This window comes from Kumtagia sp. (assembly GCF_059502445.1).
The window spans coordinates 59642-76617 of record NZ_JCACER010000029.1 but is presented as its reverse complement, the minus strand read 5'-3'; the positions used below and the strand labels follow the sequence as shown (position 1 = coordinate 76617).

The following is a 16976-nucleotide window of genomic DNA, read 5'->3' as shown; positions in this document are numbered from 1 at the left end:
CAGAAAGCCGCAGCAAGCCAGACGTCGCGCGGGCCGAAAAAAGTAAACTGTCCCCTGCACTTACGCTGCCACGCCATCTCCACCGCGCCGTGCTCAAGCTGCTGTATCCGGCCGAGGCGGCGGTGCGGCGGCTGATCGTCGTGGCCGCGCGCGGCCTGGTGGTCGCCCTGCCGACGCCCCAACCGCGCGAGACGAAACCCGCGATCCCGCGCAAGGCCGGCCGTCCCGGCGTGCCGGTGCCGGCGGAAAACCTCGCCCGGCGTGTCGCGTCGCTGCCCCTGCTCGATCCGCTGCGAATGCCCCGGCCTTGGAACGGCCGCGCCTGGTGGGTTGCCAGAAGCGTGCCGCGCATCTCCTTTCCGGGCTACAGCGTGCCGTTCCGCATACCGCCCCCGCCGTCGCCCGACGATCCGGTCGATGCGACGCGCGTCGCCCTGCGGCTGGAGGCGCTGGCCGCCGCACTCGACGACCTGCCGGCCCAGGCAAGACGTTTCGCCCGCTGGCGGGCCCGCCGCGATGCCGCCCTCACGCAGAACAAAGGCCGCGCCGCCGGTACGCAAGACGGAAAAGCCGGCGGCACGCGCCGGTTCCAACGGATGCGGCCGCTGAAGCCCGGCCGGCCGCCGGGCTGGCGGCGAAAGCCCGTCCACCCGGTGCACGAGGTGCTGAACGAACTGCACGGGCTTGCCTTCGACGCCCTGCAGCGCCCCGACACCTCGTGACGGCGCCGCCGCCGGGCGTGAGAAGCGAAGATAGCCCCGCGGATTTTCCGCGGCGTGGCGACGATGGCGCTTGTGGCGGCGGCGCGATCGATCTAGCAACGGTTCTGCAAACAAGGCGGATCGAACGTCCTTCTCCAATCCTCGCAGGCTCGGCTCGCACGATGCGAAAGATGACAAAAGACTGGTCCGCATCGCTCTATCTCAAATTCGAGGACGAGCGGACGCGGCCGGCGCGCGACCTCCTGGCGCGGATCGCGCTCGAAAACCCGCGCCGCGTCGTCGACATCGGCTGCGGCCCCGGCAACTCGACCGAGCTGCTCGCCGCCCGCTGGCCCGAGGCCGAGGTGAGCGGCATCGACACCTCGCCGGACATGATCGACAAGGCGCGGGCGCGGCTGCCCGGGCTGAGCTTCGCGCTCGCCGACGCCGCGGACTGGGCGCCGGAAGAACCGGTCGACGTGATCTTCGCCAATGCCGTGTTCCAGTGGCTGCCGGACCATCCGGCGCTGCTGGTGAAGCTGCTCGGCCGGCTCGCGCCGGGCGGAGTGCTGGCGGTGCAGATGCCCGACAATCTCGGCGAGCCCTCGCACCGGCTGATGCGCGAGACGGCGGCGGCCGTGTCGTTCGCGGCAAAACTGGCGGGCGCGGCGCGCGCCCCGCTGCCGCCGGTCGCGGCCTATTACGATCTTCTGGCGCCGCGGGCGGCGCGCCTCGACATCTGGCACACCGCCTACAACCATCCGCTCGCCGACGCGCAGGCGATCGTCGACTGGGTGAGTTCGACCGGGTTGAAGCCGTTTCTCGATCCGCTCGACGAGGAGGAGAAGCGGCAGTTCCTCGCCCTCTATCTCGCGCGCATCGCCGAAGCCTACCCGCCGCGCGTCGACGGCCGGGTGCTGCTGCGATTTCCCCGGCTGTTCATCGTCGCGCAGCGGGCGGCTTAGCATTCGTGGTGGACCATGGAGAGGCGACAGCAGCGGCGCGAGAGGCGGCGCCGCCCGGTTTTATGCTGCATCGCACCCTTTGCGGCGCGCTTAAATCGGCGTAAACGGGTGCGGCGCAATGTGACGCCGAAGCCGGGGCGGACCGGCGCGCGCTGATCGCGCGGATGTAAGGAAGTCTTGAAGAGCATGCACCGCGTCATGATCAGCGGGATCGGCGTCCTGATCCCAGAAACCTCCATCGGCAACGACGAGCTGGTCGACAGCTTCAACACCTATGTCGAGGCCGAGAACGCGCGCCGCGCCGGCACCGGCGAGCCGCCGCTGGCGAAGTCGGCCGCCGATTTCATCGAGCACGCGTCGGGCGTGAAGTCGCGCCATGTGCACACGCCGGACGGCATCCTCGACCCCGAGCGCATGGCGCCGCGCATCGCGCCGCGCGGCGACGACGAGCTGTCGGTGATGGCCGAGTTCGGCCTCGGCGCGGCGCGCCGGGCGCTCGACGACGCCGGGCTGGAGGGTGCCGACGTCGACATGGTCATCTGCGCCGCCTCGCACCACCAGCGGCCTTATCCGGCCATCGCCATCGAGATCCAGAACGCGCTCGGCGCGCCGGGCGCGGCCTTCGACATGGGGCTCGGCTGCTCGTCGGCCGCCGCCGGCCTGCATGTCGCCGCCAACCTGGTGCGCTCGGGCGCGCAGCGGCGGGTGCTGGTGGTGACGCCGGAGATCATCACCGGCCATCTCGATTTCCGCGACCGGCAGACGCATTTCATCTTCGGCGACGCCGCCACCGCGCTGGTGGTGGAGCGGCTGGAGGAGCGGCCCGGCCGCTTCGAGGTCATCGACACGCGCGGCTGGACACAGTTCTCCAACAACATCCGAACCAATTTCGGCTTTCTCCTGCGCGCCGGGCTGGACGATCCTTCGGCCATTCCCGCCAAGGGCAATCTCATCAAGCAGGTCGGCAACAAGGTGTTCAAGGAAGTGACGGTGGCGGGCCACCGCTTCATCGTCGACTTCCTGGCCGAGCACGGTCTGACGCCGCACGACATAAGACGTTTCTGGCTGCACCAGGCCAATGCACGCATGAACGCCATGATCCTGCGGCTGTCGTTCGGCCACGACGTCGGCCCGGATCGCGCGCCGATGGTGCTCGACCGGCTGGGTAACACGGCCGCCGCCGGGGCGGTCATCGCCATGCAGGAGAACCACAAGGACATGGAGCGCGGCGACTGGGGCCTGCTGTGCGCCTTCGGCGCCGGCTATTCGATCGGCGGCGGGCTGCTGAGGATGATGTAGGGGACGCCTTATGCTCGACCTGCCCATGCCGCCTGCCGGCGACGCCGCTTTCGACATCATTCCCGCCAGGAAGCTCGCCGGCCGCGTTGCCGGCCTCTATGCCGCGGCAGGCAATCATTTCGAGACCAGCGCGGCCGAAACGCTCGACCTCGCGCTGGACGGCATTCCCGGCGATTTCCATGCCGGCCCGACCCGGCGATCCGGCAGCCGCGAGCCCTGGTATCCGCGCGGTACCGAGATGCGCAACGAGCGGCAGCTGTCGATCGTCGCGCCCGACGAGCTGGCTGTCGTGGCCGGCCGCATGGGGCTGGCGGAGATACTGCCCGAATGGATCGGCGCCAACCTTCTGCTGGACGGCATCCCGCATCTGTCGATGCTGCCCGCCGGCACGCTGCTGTTCTTCAAGGGCGGCGCGACGGTGAAGATCGACGCGCAGAACGGTCCGTGCCGCTTCGCCGGCAAGCAGATAGCGGTCCGCGCCGGCATGGCCGACGAGGAGGCCGGCGCTCTGCTCTTTCCGAAGGTGGCGAAGCGCCTGCGCGGCCTGGTCGCCTGGGTCGAGAAACCGGGCAGGGTGGCGCTCGGCGAGGAGGTGTCGGTGCGCGTGCCGGAGCAATGGATCTATCGGGCCTAGTTCGACGGCCGTCTCGATTGGGAGGGGTTGCCCGCAGACAGGTCGGATACCGCCGCTACACCTCCTCGTCGTCCGGATCGAGCAGCCTGGTCGCCCGCCAGCGGGTCAGCACCGCATTGATCTGGTCGACGACGAAGAAGCGGGCGGAGTCGCGGTCGTAATCGTCCTCGAGCAGCGCCTCGTAGTCGGTGTGGGTGTGGCGGACATGCGCCACCGTCGCCAGCCAGACCGCCACCGACGGCGGCAGCGTCTTCAGGTGCCTAGCATTGGCGTCGGCCCTGATCTTCTCCGTATCGGCATAAGGCGCCTGCGGCAGCAGCGCCGTCAGCGCCTTGGCGATCGCCCGCTGCCGCTGCGTCGACATCAGCTCGACCCGTCCCCGGATGTCTGACCCTTGGCATAGACGGCGTCCGGCACGGCGTCGGTCGAGGCGAAGTACGGCTTGATGTCGATGACCGGCGTTCCGTCGAGCACGTCGATCGCCTCCAGCGAAAGTACTCCCGAGGTCGGATCGACATCGACAAGACGGACCACATGCAATCCGACCGGGTTGGGGCGCACGGGCGAGCGCAGCGCGAAAACGCCTTTCGATTGAACGGCATGCCGGGGTTTCTGCACAATCAGATTCCGCGGCGCATGATGCAGCCAGCTCAGAACGGCGACGTGGCTGGCCGCGGCAAGACCTTCGAGTCCCGGCCGGTAGGCCGGGGCGATCTCCACCGTCGCGCCGCCGCCGCGCTCGCGCGCCTCGCGCATGTTCTTCGGGCAGTCCTCGCGCCGCTTCCAGGGCGAGCGGATCACGCCGATGAAGACCAGATGGGCGTCGCCGGCCTGCGCGGCGGGGTCCCCGGTCAGTGCCACCTCGCCACCGCGCAACTCGAACATGGCATTTTCCCCGAGCGGCATTTTCTTGTCCTCATGCGACATGGCTCTTGCAGTCGATCCCTTCTTCACATAAAGATATGTTTATGTCTTGTTGGCTTGTACGTCCATGCGCATAACCCTCGACCAGATGGTTGATATATTGAAGGCGGCGGCCGAATCCAGCCGGCTGCGCATCCTCGCGCTGATCTCGCGCGGCGATCTGACCGTCTCGGACATCACCGAAATCCTCAACCAGTCGCAGCCGCGGGTGTCGCGTCATCTGAAGCTGCTGATGGAAGCGGGGCTGGTGGAGCGCTATCAGGAAGGCTCCTGGGCGTTCTTCCGTATCTCCGACGACGAGGACATCCGCGAATTCGTTCAGGGCATCGTCTCGCGCGTGCATGAACGCGACCCGCAGGTCGATCGCGATCTCGAGCGGCTGCATGCGGTGAAGCAGCGCCGCCAGGAGAAGGCGAGCGCCTATTTCAGCCGCAACGCCGCCTCCTGGGACCAGTTGCGCAGCCTGCATGCACCGGACCGGGCCGTCGAGGCGGCGCTGCTCGCCGCCGTCGGCAAGAAGCCGTTCCAGTCCATGCTCGACCTCGGTACCGGCACGGGGCGGCTGCTCGAGCTGTTCGCGCCGCTCTACCGCCGTGGCGTCGGCGTCGACCTCTCGCGCGAGATGCTGGCGGTGGCGCGCGCCAATCTCGACCGGGCAGGGGTGTCGCATGCGCAGGTGCGCCAGGGCGACATCTTTGCCCCGCCCGTCGAGCGCGACAGCTTCGACCTGATCACCATCCATCAGGTGCTGCACTATCTGGAGGAGCCGGGTGCGGCGATCCGCGAGGCGGCGCGGCTGCTGCGCCCGTCCGGCCGGCTCGTCATCGTCGATTTCGCGTCGCATGCGCTGGTAGTCCCGCCCGCCGCGCCGGCCCATCTGCGCCGCGGCTTCTCCGACCAGCATATCGGCTATTGGGTGGCCGCGCCCCCCCTCGACGTCGCGTGGGCCGCGGCCTTCGCGCCGCGCGCCGCCGGCCCCGCGACGCTCACCGTGAAACTCTGGCTCGGCCGCGACCGCCGCATGCTGATCGCCGACCGCCCGAACACAGCGCTGCAGGGAGAAACCGCCTGATGAACCAGTTCCGTTTCTCGCGCCGTCCCGACATGGGCGGCAGGATTCGCGTCTCCTTCGAGTTCTTCCCGCCGAAAACCGACGAAATGGAGGAAAAGCTCTGGCAGACGGTGACGCGGCTGGAGCCGCTCGGGCCGCGCTTCGTCTCCGTCACCTACGGTGCCGGCGGCTCGACGCGCGAGCGCACCGCGCGTACCGTCAGGCGCATCCTCACCGAGACGCGGCTCACGCCGGCTGCCCACATGACCTGCGTCGACGCGACGCGCGACCAGGTCGACCAGGTGGTCGCCGAATTCGCGGAGATGGGCGTGAAGCGCTTCGTGGCGCTGCGCGGCGACCCGGCCGAGGGCGTCGGCGCGCGCTACCGCCCGCATCCGGAAGGTTATGCCAACGCCGCCGAACTGGTCGGCGCCATGCGCGCCGTCGGCGATTTCGACATCTCCGTCTCCGCCTATCCGGAAAAGCACCCGGAGAGCCCGGATTTCGCCACCGACATCGACATGCTGAAGCGCAAGGTCGACAATGGCGCGACGCGGGCGATCACCCAGTTCTTCTTCGACAACGATCTCTACGAGCGTTATGTCGAGCGGGCGCGGCGGGCCGGCATCTATATCCCGATCGTGCCGGGCGTGCTGCCGGTGCACAATTTTTCGCAGGTCGCCAACTTCTCCTCGCGAGCCGGCGCGCATGTGCCGGCCTGGCTGGCCGAGCGCTTCGACGGGCTGCAGAAGGACCCGCAGACGCATGCGCTGGTGGCGTCGGCCGTCGCGGCCGAGCAGGTGATGGACCTGATGGAGCGGGGCGTCGAGGATTTCCACTTCTACACGATGAACCGCGCCGACCTGGTCTTCGCCATCTGCCACATGATCGGCATCCGGGCGCACGAGCCCGCCGTGGACGCAGGGTCGGCCGCCGCCTGAGCGGCAGAAGCTTCTCAAACGAAAAGGCCCGCCGTCGCCGGCGGGCCTTTCTCGTCTCTGGTACCGGAACCGCTCCGATACCCCCCAAACTCATGCGGTCACGGAAGAACTCCCATAATGAGGGCGCCGATAACGGCGAACGCAGCACAAATCATCAGAGCGTTGACTGACCGTGCAAGTCCCATGCGATGCCTCCATGAGTAGAGCATGGAGGCGGAATCTAAGCGAGTTTGCCCGGCAGACAAGCGGAAAACATGCTGCATTGCGGCGGAACTATGGAAAACTCCCGCCGGGTTCGGCCGTTAGCCGTTGAAAAGATTTCGGGAATCCGGTCTCGCGAAATTGTGGCGGAATTCGTCAGGAACGCCGGGTCATGCCGCCGAACAGCCGCCCGTCGATGGTCACCAATCCGGCCGCGATGACCGCCATGCCCAGAATCTCGACCGGTTCCAGACGCTCGCCGAGGAAGGCGGTGCCGAGAAGGATGGCGCTGACCGGTACGATCAGCGTGACCAGCGAGGCGTTGGTGGCGCCGGCATCGGCGATCAGGCGGAAATAGAGGATATAGGCGAAGGCCGTCGACACCAGCGCTAGGCCGGCGACGGCGGCCCAGACATGCCCGCTCGCCGAAAACAGGTCTTCGTCGCCGCTGACGGCAAGCACGACGGGAAGCATGATGACGGTCGAGGCGGTGAGCTGCGCGGTGGCGACCACCGTCGGCGGCACGCCCTTGAAGCGCTTGGCCACCATGAGGGCAAAGGCGTAGGAGACGGAGGCGCCGACCAGCGCGAACTTTGCCCAGACAGGGCCGCCCAGTCCGGCGACGAGGCCGGGGCCGATCATGATGGCGGTGCCGGCGATGCCGAGCAGGATGCCCGCCACCTTGTTCCAGGTGAGCTTCTCGTCCGTCGTCAGGCTGTTGGCGAGCAGCGCCGTCCAGAACGGCGTGGTGGCGTTGAGCACCGAGGCGAGGCCGGCGCCGAGCTCGGTCTGGCCGGCGAAGATCAGCGAGAACGGGATGACGTTGTTGAGCAGGGCCAGCAGGAAGAAGCCGGCGGCATAGGGCAGGGCGAGGCGGAAGGAAAGCCCGCGCGCAGCCAGATAGACGTGCAGGGCGATCGCCGCCAGGGCGACGCGGAACAGCACCAGCGTCAGCGGCGGGATCTCGGCGACGGCGACGCGGGCGAAGAAGAATGAGCCGCCCCAGATGGCCCCGAGCAGCACCAGCATCGCCCAGCTTTTCAGCGACATGGATTGGCCCGCGTTCCGGGCAGCATCGAGCGTCGACATCGGAACCTCCCGCTGTGTTTGTAGGCCCGCCATAGAACCGGCGCGAGGCAGCGGCCACCCGTTTTCCGGTCGCTGGCGCAACGATTGTTCCGCATCGCGGCAGGTGGCGCGATGGCGTCCGCGCGACCGGCGGAGCGTTCCGCGCCGATGACCATTTCCCTTCCGTTCGGCCTTGCCCTAAGTATGGGCCGCACCTCGTTCGCCGGAGGCCCGATGCAGAAATTCGACAACGCCACCGAAGCGGCGCTGGCACTGAGGCCCGACGATCCGGTCTATTGCTTCCGGCCGGACGTGCTGAAGGCCGATGCCCGCCAGTTCATGCAGATGTTTCCGGGCAAGACCGCCTATGCGGTCAAGACCAATGGCGAACAACTGGTGCTGAAGGCGCTGGTGGAGGCAGGCGTGACCGCCTTCGACGTCGCATCGCCCGGCGAGTTCGCGTCCGTGAGGGCCGTCTCCGCCGATGCCGAGATGCTCTACATGCACCCGGTCAAGGCACAGTCCGACATAAGGCTGGCGCTGGAGCGTTACGGCATCCGCGTGATCGCCGTCGACCACGAGGACGAGGTCACCAAGCTGACGCGCGTGGTACGGGCGCTCGACATCGACCCGGGCGCCATCACCGTCTTCGTGCGCATCCAGACCAAGGGTTCGGCCGCCTACGAACTATCGAAGAAGTTCGGGGCGGGGCCGGCCTATGCGGTGGAACTCGCCGACCGCCTGAACCGCTACGGCTACAAGGTGGGACTGTGCTTCCACGTCGGCAGCCAGATCGAGGATCCGGATACCTATGAGCGGGCGCTGGCGTCCGCCGACTGGGTGCGCAACCGGGTCGGCTTCGACATTGCCGGGCTCGACGTCGGCGGCGGTTTTCCGGCCGAATACGGCATCGACCCGGCGTCGAAGAAGCCGCCCATGCCGTCGCTCGAACATCTCATGGCGCGGCTGCGTGCGGACCTAAGGGAGTGGCAGTTCGACACGCTGCCGCTGGTGGCGGAGCCGGGGCGGGTCATCGTGGCGCGCGCCTTCTCGCTGATCGTGCGCGTGCTGCTGCGCAAGGGCAGGCGGCTCTACATCAACGACGGCATCTGGGCCTCGCTGTCGGACTCGTGGACCGGCAAGCTGACGCTGCCGGCGCGCTTCATCCCCGATCCGGCGATCCGCTCGCGCAACGGCAGCGAGAGCAACATCGTACCGTTCAAGGTGTGCGGCGCCACCTGCGATTCCGTCGACATCCTGTCGCGCCCGTTCTGGCTGCCGGAGACGGTCGACACCGGCGACTGGATCGAGATCGGCCATATCGGCGCCTATTCGCTGTCGCTGCGGACGCGCTTCAACGGCTTCTATCCCGACACTTTCGTCGAGGTGACGACGCCCTTCGAGGAAGGCGTGGCGCCGCAGGGGTTCGCCAGCGTCGAGACGATGGCGGCGGAATAGGGGGACATCAGGCCCTTTAAGGAAAGCACTCGACAGCATAGGAATTTTGTCATATTCTTAATTGAGGGAAATATTTTGGATTAATGTGGGCGACACCGGCAGCAGAAGAATTCGAGATACGGTGCATGGGCTGATCGTTTTCGAGGAAACGAAGGCGGACATGCTCGCGTGGAAACTCATCGATGCCCCGGAGTTCCAGCGTCTTCGTCGGATACGACAGTTGGGAGTATCTGAATTCACTTTTCCCGGCGCGGTTCATTCCCGTTTCGCGCATTCAATCGGTGTGTTTCACACCGCACGCGCCTTGGTGAAGATCATTCGCCGCGAAATGAAACGAAATGGCCAGACATTTGAGGAACCTCGCGCTGACGTCGCAACGATAGCCGCCCTGCTGCACGATCTTGGCCACGGTCCGTTCAGCCATACTTTCGAGAGTGTCCAGGAATCGCGTGGCGCCAAGCGGCGGCACGAAAAATGGACTGCGGAGATCATTCGTAACGAGGCAGGCTGCATCCGTCCGCTGCTGGAGGCGTTTCGTCCGGGCTTCTGTGCCGAAGTCGCGGAGTTGCTTGAGGCCGACGATCCGACAGACATCTATCATGCTGTCGTCTCAAGTTCGTTTGATGCCGACCGGCTAGACTATCTACGGCGCGACAAATTGATGACGGGAACCGGCGCAGGTGCGATTGATTTCGATTGGCTTATGGACAGCGTTCGCGTCGCTGAAATCGAAATCGCAGCTCCGGATGAGGAAGACGATTCCGTTAGGAAGGTAGCTACATTCTGCCTTGCAGCGAAGGCTCTACCGGCGGCAGAGCAATTCCTCTTAGCACGATACACGCTTCATCAGCAGGTTTATTTCCATAAGACTACGCGCTGCGTTGAGCACATGATAGGAAAGCTGCTTCATAACATCGCCAAACACGCGGCGGAGAATAGCAACGTAAGGAAGTATACCGGGCTGGACAAGGGTCATCCTCTGATCTGTTTCTTCGGCAAGGACGGCGAGACGGTCGAGAACTATCTCGCGCTCGATGATGCCCTCGTTTTCGGATCACTCGGAGCCATGACGCAGGCTGCCGACCAAGTCATCTCGGATATGGCGTCTAGGCTGCGGGAGCGCAGATTGTTCAAGACGCTGGATATCGCCGACGTCGGACATGACGAAGGGAGACAGCGCCAGAAGTTGCGAAAAATCACGAGGGATTTCGAGAATCAGATAAGCAGCGGCTCGGTGATGTTGGACGACAAGGCATCGATCAGCATCTATTCCGAGGTAGGGGGCGATGAGGACCGTATTCACAAAAAGCTACACGTTCTCGACGGTGGAAAACCGGTCGAAATCAGCGTCCCTTCTTCCATGATCAGGACACTCGAGCAGAAACGGCAGTTCACGCGCCTCTACTTCGAAAACGCTGAGGATCGCGACAAGGCGAGGGGAAAGAGAGGATAAGGTCATGATCGAGCACGAGGAGCGTGTCGCAGCCATCATAGCCGCCGCTGGTGGCAAATTAGCCAGCCGTATCCGCCTTCAGAAGATTGCTTACCTGCTCGACCGGCTCGGCATGGAGAGTGGCTTTGGGTATCAGTATCATCACTATGGCCCTTATTCGCGCGATCTGGACAATGCGATCCTCGATGCCGAGGCATTCGGCTATATCGTTGAGGAGTTCGGGCATCGTCACAGCGATGGCGCGCGTTACAGCATTTTCAGCCTGAAGAAAGGACCACAATCCAATGTTTTCGGTCGTCTAGAGGCGTCCAGGGCCAAAAGGATTGTCCACGACCTTGCTGCTTCGAATGTCACAGTGCTGGAATTGGCGGCAACGGCACATTGGCTTGCCGCGGAGGAAAAAGTGCCGGATTGGCGAGAAGAGATCGTCCGGCGAAAAGGCCCCAAAACCGAAAACAACCGCTTGGACAAAGCGCTTGAGCTTTTGCGCGAACTGGGCCTCCCGCCGGCACGGTCGAGCGATCCTGCCGTTAGCGTATAACCATGCTGGTTTCACGATGATTGTTCGCCAGGAAGTAAAATTGCCCGCTACATCATCCCCAGCAGCGCCGGGGTCGGCCAGCCGTCGACCGGCAGGCCGAGCTTGATCTGCTCCTGGCGCACCGCCTCGCGGGTGCCGGCGCCCAGAATGCCGTCGATGCCGCCGACGTCGTAGCCCTTGTCGGCGAGCTTCTGCTGGAGCTGCTTCATGGTGTCGCCGATGAGGCCCGGCTCGGGGTTGCGCTTGTCGTAGGCGGGAGCGCCGGCCAGCCGGGTGGCGAGCACCGCGGCGGTGAGTGTGTAGGTGGCCGACTGGTTCCAGTGCAGGTAGATGTCGTAATTGTCGTAGCTCAGGAAGGCTGGGCCCTTGCGGCCCATCGGCAGGACGACGCCGGCATTGAGCCCGTGGTCCTCGAGCGGCGAGCCGTCGCGTTTGGTGACGCCCCAGTCGCTCCACTGCGCGACCGGCAGCTTGTTGGTGCGGCCGGTCTGGTCCCACGGCATGTCGTCGGGCACGCGTATCTCGACCAGCCAGGGCTGGCCGGCCTTCCAGCCGCGGTGCCGGATCTTGTTGGCGGTGGTCATGATCACGTCCGCCGCGCTGCCGCGCAGGTCGACGATGCCGTCGCCGTCGCCGTCGACGCCGCGCAGGAGATAGTCGGTGGGCAGAATCTGGGTCTGGCCGATCTCGCCGGCCCAGGCGCCCTTGACGTCGGCCGGCAGCATGCCGCGGTCGATCAGCGTCAACAGCGGCACGAGCTGCGGGCGGAAGAGCTGCGGCCGGCGGCAGTCATGTGCCAGCGTGACCAGCGCGTTCAGCGTGCCGAAATCGCCCTGCACGGCGCCGAAATCGGTCTCCAGCGCCCAGAAGGCGGCAACCACCGGTCCGGGCACGCCGAACTCCCGCTCGGCGCGAGCGAAGACGTCGGCATATTTCTTCAGATTGGCCGCACCCTGCTTCAGCCGGTAGTCCGAGATCATGCGCGAGGAGAATTCGATGAAGGTCTGGCTGAACACGCCCTGGGCGCGGTCGCGCGCCAGCACGCGCGTGTCGATGTCGGCTACCGCCAGCGCCGACAGACCGCGCTCGCCGACCCCGGCGGCGCGCGCCTCGTCGGCCACGCCCTTGCGCCATACCTCGAAATCGACGCCGCACTCCTGGGCCTGCGCGGCCGTTGCCGATGCCATCACGGCAAGAACGGAGAGGGCTTTTACGGAAATCCGCATTCGGGGCGTGTCCTGATTGTTCGAGAAGTTTTTGTGCTCTGCCCAAGAGTCATGGCGAAAACCGGGCAGAACGGCAATTTTCGGCGCGTGTCCGGGCTCAGCGCGTGTTCTGGGCGAGCCACTTTCTCCACGTGGCATGGCTTCCGTTGAAGACGTTGATGTCGGCGTTGCCCCTGATGCCCGGCACGATGCCGGTGCCGGTGTATTGCCAGAAGGTGAAGGGGTGGGCGCCGTAACGGTCGGACGGATGGCCGGCCACCGAGCGCAGCCAGTAGGGATAGCCGGTGAAGGTGGCGAGCCGGTTGTCGTCGAAGAAGTCGATCGAGGTGTAGATGATCGGCTTCCTGCCGTAGTGCTTCTCCACCATGGACAGGAAGATGCTCATCTCGCTGCGCACCGTTTCTGCGGGCGGCCGCAGCTTGCAGGTCGGCGAGTGCGGGTTCCATTCCATGTCGAGCACGGGCGGCAGGGCGGAGCGGTCGCGCGGCACGTTGGCGATGAACCAGCGCGCCTGCTCCGCGGCCGGGCGGCAGAAATAATAGAAATGATAAGCGCCGCGCGGCACGCCGGCATTCCCGGCGCCGCGCCAGTGCTCGGCGAATCTGTCGTCGAGCCGGTCGCCGCCTTCCGTCGCCTTGATGAAGGCGAAGGAGATGCCGGAGGCCTTGGCCTTGGCCCAGTCGATGCTGGTCTGGTATTTCGACACGTCGGTGCCATGCACCGCATAGTGGAAGGGCGTGCGCGTGCCCCATTGATGCGGGTCGTTGTCGCCGAAGCGCGGATGCAGCACGGAAGGATCCGTCGCCAGCCTGGCGCCGGCCGGCGGCAGGGCGGCCGCGGTGGACTGCAGGCCAAGGTCGTCCACCGTGCTGCAGCCGGCAAGCACGCAAGCAAGCACAAGAGCCGCCAGTCGGCGCATCACGTCCCCTTCTTGCCGGTGCGGCGGCAAAGCTGCATCTTCGAGTAGGCTGGCCCTCCGGCCGACAACGCACCCGCGCCTATGGAGCGGAATAGTCCCCTCCGTGATCGTCGAACATGGTTGATAACCGGTTGACGATGCACGAAGGCGAATAAAATCTGCGTGAAGGCATTCGTCAATGGAAACGATGGAAGGGACGGCATGAGGGCGGTGATCAGGAGCGTTGCCGCGGCAGCCTTGCTTTGCGCGGCCGGGACCGTCGGCTGGTTCGCCATGGTGCCGCCGGAGCTTATCCGGGTCGGCGCCGGCTACAGCGCCAAGATCGTCTGCTCGAACGTCTTCCTTGCCGGCCGGGACCCCGATCAGGTGCTTGCCGACGACGTGCAGGCGCCGGGCCATCCGCTGCTGAAGCTGATGCAGGTGAAGGTCGATCGCGAGGCGCGCATGGTGCGGGCGGGCTTGTTCGGCTTCTGGGGCGCGCGCACGGCGATTGCCCGCGACGGGCTTGGCTGCACCGTGCTGCCGGAGGGGATCGTGCCGGCAGCACTCGCCGACCGGCAGGCGGCGATGCCGGTGCCGGCCGCACCGTCGCCGGCGCTGTGGCCGGAGGGCGAGCAGGTCGAGGTCTCGGGAGATCAGGCGCTGGCAAAAATCCTCGACGATCCGGCGATGACCGGTCCGGGCATGCGGGCGGTGGTCGTGGTCAGGGACGGCCGCATCGTCGCCGAGCGTTATGGCGAAGGCTTTTCGGCCGGGACGCCGCTGCTCGGCTGGTCGATGACCAAGACGGTGACGGCCACGCTCGTCGGCATGCTGGTCAGGGAAGGAAAGCTCTCCGTCGACAAGAAGCAGCTTTTCCAGGCCTGGCGCGCCGACGGCCGTGCGGACATCACGCTCGCCGAGCTCATGGGCATGTCGAGCGGCCTCGCCTTCAACGAGGACTATGGCGACGTCACCGACGTCACCCGCATGCTGTTCCTGGAGAAGGACATGGCGGGTTTCGCCGCGGCCAAGCCGCTGACCGCGCCGGTGGACACGGCATTCAGCTATTCCAGTGGTACCACGCTGCTCATTTCGCGTGTCTGGCAGGAGGCGGTCGGCGACCCGCAGGCCGCACTCGCCTGGCCGCGTGAAAAACTGTTCGGGCCACTCGGCATGGCGAGCGCCGTGCTCGAGCCGGATGCGGCGGGAACGCTGGTCGGGTCGTCCTATCTCTATGCGACGGCGCGCGACTGGGCGCGCTTCGGCCAGTTCCTGCTGCAGGACGGGGAATGGAACGGCGAGCCGGTCCTGCCGGCCGGCTACGCCGCATGGATGCGCGAGCCCGGGGCCGCCTCGGACGGCAGCTATGGGCGGGGCCAGCTCTGGCTGCGCGGACCGAGAAGCACGAAGGCGCAAGACGTCGCGCTCGGCGTGCCCGGCGACACGTTTTGGCTGATCGGCCATGACGGCCAGTCGACGGCGATCATCCCCTCACTCGGGCTGGTCGTGGTGCGCATGGGCCTGACCCCGGAGCGGCTCGGTTACAAGCCGCAGGCGATGGTCGGCGCTCTGGCGAAGGTTTTGGGTCAGGACTGAAAGGACGGCCGAGGTCCCGCCACGGCGTGCCAGGCATAGCCGCGGTACCAGCGCTCGAAGCGCAGCGGCCGGCCGGCAGCCCCGGCCTGGCTGCGCAGTTCGGCCTCCAGCGAAGCCCGCGGCGTCACGTGGTACTTTGCCAGCCACGCGTGGAGTGTACTGCGGGACCAGCCGGGCAGGCGCTCCTGTTGGCCGAAATCGACGATGTGCAGCGAACCGTGTGGCGACAGCGCCCGCAAGGCCGCCGCTATCGCCCCTTCCCAGTCGGGAATCATCGACAGCGCGTAGGAAATGAAGACGCGGTCGAACGTCTCTTCGCCGAACAGATTCTTTGCGTCGAAGGCAGTGGCATCACCACGCGCCAGCGTCGCCCGGCCCGCGATGCCTTTTCTCGCGAGATTGCCGGCGGCGGTCTCCAGCATGGCGGCGGAGATGTCGAGGCCGAACAGCCTCGCCTCCGGATGGCGCCGGCCGGCGAGGATCAGATTGCGCCCCGTGCCGCAGCCGAGCTCCAGCACGGAGCCGCCTTGCGGCACGCCGAGCCCGGCGATCATCCCGTCGCGGCCGAGCAGATAGTATTTGCGGGTCAGGTCGTAGACATGGCGCTGCAGCCGGTAGTTCCGGTCCATCAGCGCCGCATGGCCGCCGACGGCGCTCATCTGTCCTTCAGCACGTAGAGATGGAAGCCGCCATAGATGGCCGAACGGTCGCGCGCCGAAAAGTCCAGCGACTCCTCCTGGCGGTAGTCCCAGTGGTCGAGGATGCTCTGCGATACTCGGCCGGGGAGAATGCTGGGCTCGGCGGCGGTGCGGAAGATCACGCGGGCGCCGGCAGCCGCGGTGCGGGTGATCTCGGTCCAGAGCGTGTTGAGCTGGCCGTCCGTCATCCAGTCCTGCGCGTCGAGCAGCACGTAGCGATCGACGGAGCCGGCCGGCTTTCGCGCCAGGAGTTCGGCGACATTGGCATGGCGGATGCTGACGCTGGGCGCGTTGGCACGGATCGTGGCGTAGCTGGCGCGGTCGAGATAGGCGGGCAGGGCACCTTCGCCTTCCCGGGGATAGCGGCGGGCAAAGGCCTGCCAGGCGAAATAATTGTCGGCCAGCGGGAAATCGCAGGCGAGCTTTTCCAACCGCGCCTTCAGCACGCTCGCCATGGTGCCGTCTCCTGACGTCACCAGGGAATCGTATTGCGCCGGCGGGATGCCGAGCCCGAACAGCGACGCCTTCTGCGCCGTCGCCCAGCGCAGCAGCGGTTTTCCAAAGACCGGCGCCAGCTCGTCTTCAAAAAAGCGGCGCTGCTCGTCGAGGCTCTTCGCTTCGGTCAGCCTGCAGGGGTCGACGCCGTGCAGCCGGGCGGCGAGATGGCCGGTGGCGATGAACCAGCCGAGCAGGCCGGTGCGGTAGAAATCGCGCTGAAACACGTCGATGCGGCGGCCGCGCAACCGGCGGCGCTCCCAGTAGCGGCGCGAGCTTTCGTCCAGGTGCGGCGCGATGAAGCGGTCGTAGGCGAGGCTGTTGTGGCGGTTGCCGGGCTCGCCGAAGAAGCGATGGAAATCGGCGTAGGAGGGCAGGTGGGCGAGCGCCGCGAGCTTCAGGCGGTTGAGGGCGACATGCGCCGGGTTGAGGTCGACCGCCTCGATAGCCGCCGGCGAGCGGGTGAGATAGGCCAGCACGTTGCAGCCGCCGGAAGCGATGGTGACGACGCGATGGCCTTCGCCCAGCTGCATCGCTTCCATGTCGACGTCCGGGTCCTCCCAGATCTGCGGATAGACCAGTCCGGAGAACAGCAACGTGAACAGCCGCTCCGACAGGCCGGCGCGGGAGAGCGCACGGTGCTGATAGACGGCCTGCTTCAGGCGCGCATTGCCGCGCAGGAGAGGGGTTGCGGAAGGACCGGTCATGAGCGGCGCGAATCCCGTTGGCGTATTCCGCAAGCGGGTAGCGCGACGCCATGACGGAGCGGTGACGCGGTGATGACGCTGCCGTGACAGGCTCGCGATGGGGAGACGCCCGGATAG

General features: G+C 66.4%; 17 protein-coding genes. 10 read left to right on the top strand and 7 right to left on the bottom strand.

Features of this window, described 5'->3' with window-relative positions; genetic code table 11:
- The 4 genes from AC5JDC_RS12620 to AC5JDC_RS12605 all read left to right on the top strand — a co-directional run.
- Positions 1 to 722, top strand: a 722-nt coding sequence (locus tag AC5JDC_RS12620; RefSeq protein WP_495841653.1) for a hypothetical protein, incomplete at its 5' end; no start/stop codon positions are given.
- A gap of 170 nt (positions 723 to 892) precedes the next feature.
- On the top strand, positions 893 to 1666 hold the full coding sequence (gene tam, locus AC5JDC_RS12615; protein WP_495841652.1) for a trans-aconitate 2-methyltransferase: 774 nt from the start codon (positions 893 to 895) through the stop codon (positions 1664 to 1666).
- A 186-nt stretch (positions 1667 to 1852) separates the two neighbouring features.
- Complete coding sequence (locus AC5JDC_RS12610; protein ID WP_495841651.1) at positions 1853 to 2965, top strand: beta-ketoacyl-ACP synthase III; 1113 nt, start codon at positions 1853 to 1855, stop codon at positions 2963 to 2965.
- 10 nt (positions 2966 to 2975) lie between these two features.
- On the top strand, positions 2976 to 3599 hold the full coding sequence (locus tag AC5JDC_RS12605) for an MOSC domain-containing protein (RefSeq protein ID WP_495841650.1): 624 nt from the start codon (positions 2976 to 2978) through the stop codon (positions 3597 to 3599).
- Between the two features lie 55 nt (positions 3600 to 3654).
- Here AC5JDC_RS12605 and AC5JDC_RS12600 read toward each other — a convergent pair whose 3' ends face one another.
- Positions 3655 to 3963, bottom strand: a complete 309-nt coding sequence (locus AC5JDC_RS12600) for a DUF2293 domain-containing protein (protein ID WP_495841649.1) — start codon at positions 3961 to 3963, stop codon at positions 3655 to 3657.
- Positions 3963 to 4505: a tRNA (N6-threonylcarbamoyladenosine(37)-N6)-methyltransferase TrmO gene (tsaA, locus tag AC5JDC_RS12595; protein WP_495841648.1), complete on the bottom strand. Its 543-nt coding sequence runs from the start codon at positions 4503 to 4505 to the stop codon at positions 3963 to 3965. Before tsaA ends, AC5JDC_RS12600 begins: the two co-directional genes overlap by 1 nt.
- A gap of 85 nt (positions 4506 to 4590) precedes the next feature.
- Between tsaA and AC5JDC_RS12590 the strand changes: the two genes are divergently transcribed.
- Positions 4591 to 5595, top strand: a complete 1005-nt coding sequence (locus AC5JDC_RS12590; protein WP_495841647.1) for an ArsR/SmtB family transcription factor — start codon at positions 4591 to 4593, stop codon at positions 5593 to 5595.
- Complete coding sequence (gene metF / locus AC5JDC_RS12585) at positions 5595 to 6515, top strand: methylenetetrahydrofolate reductase [NAD(P)H] (RefSeq protein WP_495841646.1); 921 nt, start codon at positions 5595 to 5597, stop codon at positions 6513 to 6515. The genes AC5JDC_RS12590 and metF overlap by 1 nt, the downstream gene beginning before the upstream one ends.
- 357 nt (positions 6516 to 6872) lie before the next feature.
- Here metF and AC5JDC_RS12580 read toward each other — a convergent pair whose 3' ends face one another.
- The gene (locus AC5JDC_RS12580; protein WP_495841645.1) at positions 6873 to 7805 is read right to left on the bottom strand and encodes a DMT family transporter; all 933 of its coding nucleotides are present in this window, start codon (positions 7803 to 7805) and stop codon (positions 6873 to 6875) included.
- Between the two features lie 213 nt (positions 7806 to 8018).
- Here AC5JDC_RS12580 and AC5JDC_RS12575 point away from each other — a divergent pair, with 213 nt between their 5' ends.
- The 3 genes from AC5JDC_RS12575 (at position 8019) to AC5JDC_RS12565 (ending at position 11236) form a co-directional block, all read left to right on the top strand.
- The gene (locus AC5JDC_RS12575) at positions 8019 to 9242 is read left to right on the top strand and encodes an alanine racemase (protein WP_495841644.1); all 1224 of its coding nucleotides are present in this window, start codon (positions 8019 to 8021) and stop codon (positions 9240 to 9242) included.
- An 85-nt stretch (positions 9243 to 9327) separates the two neighbouring features.
- The gene (locus AC5JDC_RS12570) at positions 9328 to 10695 is read left to right on the top strand and encodes an HD domain-containing protein (RefSeq protein ID WP_495841643.1); all 1368 of its coding nucleotides are present in this window, start codon (positions 9328 to 9330) and stop codon (positions 10693 to 10695) included.
- Positions 10696 to 10699: 4 nt separating this feature from the next.
- Complete coding sequence (locus AC5JDC_RS12565; protein WP_495841642.1) at positions 10700 to 11236, top strand: hypothetical protein; 537 nt, start codon at positions 10700 to 10702, stop codon at positions 11234 to 11236.
- A 47-nt stretch (positions 11237 to 11283) separates the two neighbouring features.
- Here the strand turns inward: AC5JDC_RS12565 and AC5JDC_RS12560 are convergent, their stop codons facing one another.
- Complete coding sequence (locus AC5JDC_RS12560) at positions 11284 to 12462, bottom strand: lytic murein transglycosylase (protein ID WP_495841641.1); 1179 nt, start codon at positions 12460 to 12462, stop codon at positions 11284 to 11286.
- A gap of 97 nt (positions 12463 to 12559) precedes the next feature.
- On the bottom strand, positions 12560 to 13381 hold the full coding sequence (locus tag AC5JDC_RS12555; protein WP_495841655.1) for a glycoside hydrolase family 25 protein: 822 nt from the start codon (positions 13379 to 13381) through the stop codon (positions 12560 to 12562).
- Between the two features lie 201 nt (positions 13382 to 13582).
- Between AC5JDC_RS12555 and AC5JDC_RS12550 the strand changes: the two genes are divergently transcribed.
- A complete protein-coding gene (locus AC5JDC_RS12550; protein WP_495841640.1) occupies positions 13583 to 14959 on the top strand; it encodes a serine hydrolase domain-containing protein in 1377 nt (458 codons plus the stop codon).
- Here AC5JDC_RS12550 and AC5JDC_RS12545 read toward each other — a convergent pair.
- Both AC5JDC_RS12545 and AC5JDC_RS12540 read right to left on the bottom strand, forming a co-directional pair.
- Complete coding sequence (locus AC5JDC_RS12545) at positions 14950 to 15618, bottom strand: class I SAM-dependent methyltransferase (RefSeq protein ID WP_495841639.1); 669 nt, start codon at positions 15616 to 15618, stop codon at positions 14950 to 14952. The two genes, AC5JDC_RS12550 and AC5JDC_RS12545, sit on opposite strands and share 10 nt — an antisense overlap.
- Complete coding sequence (locus AC5JDC_RS12540) at positions 15615 to 16859, bottom strand: BtaA family protein (RefSeq protein ID WP_495841638.1); 1245 nt, start codon at positions 16857 to 16859, stop codon at positions 15615 to 15617. The genes AC5JDC_RS12545 and AC5JDC_RS12540 overlap by 4 nt, the downstream gene beginning before the upstream one ends.
- Positions 16860 to 16976: the final 117 nt, after the last annotated feature.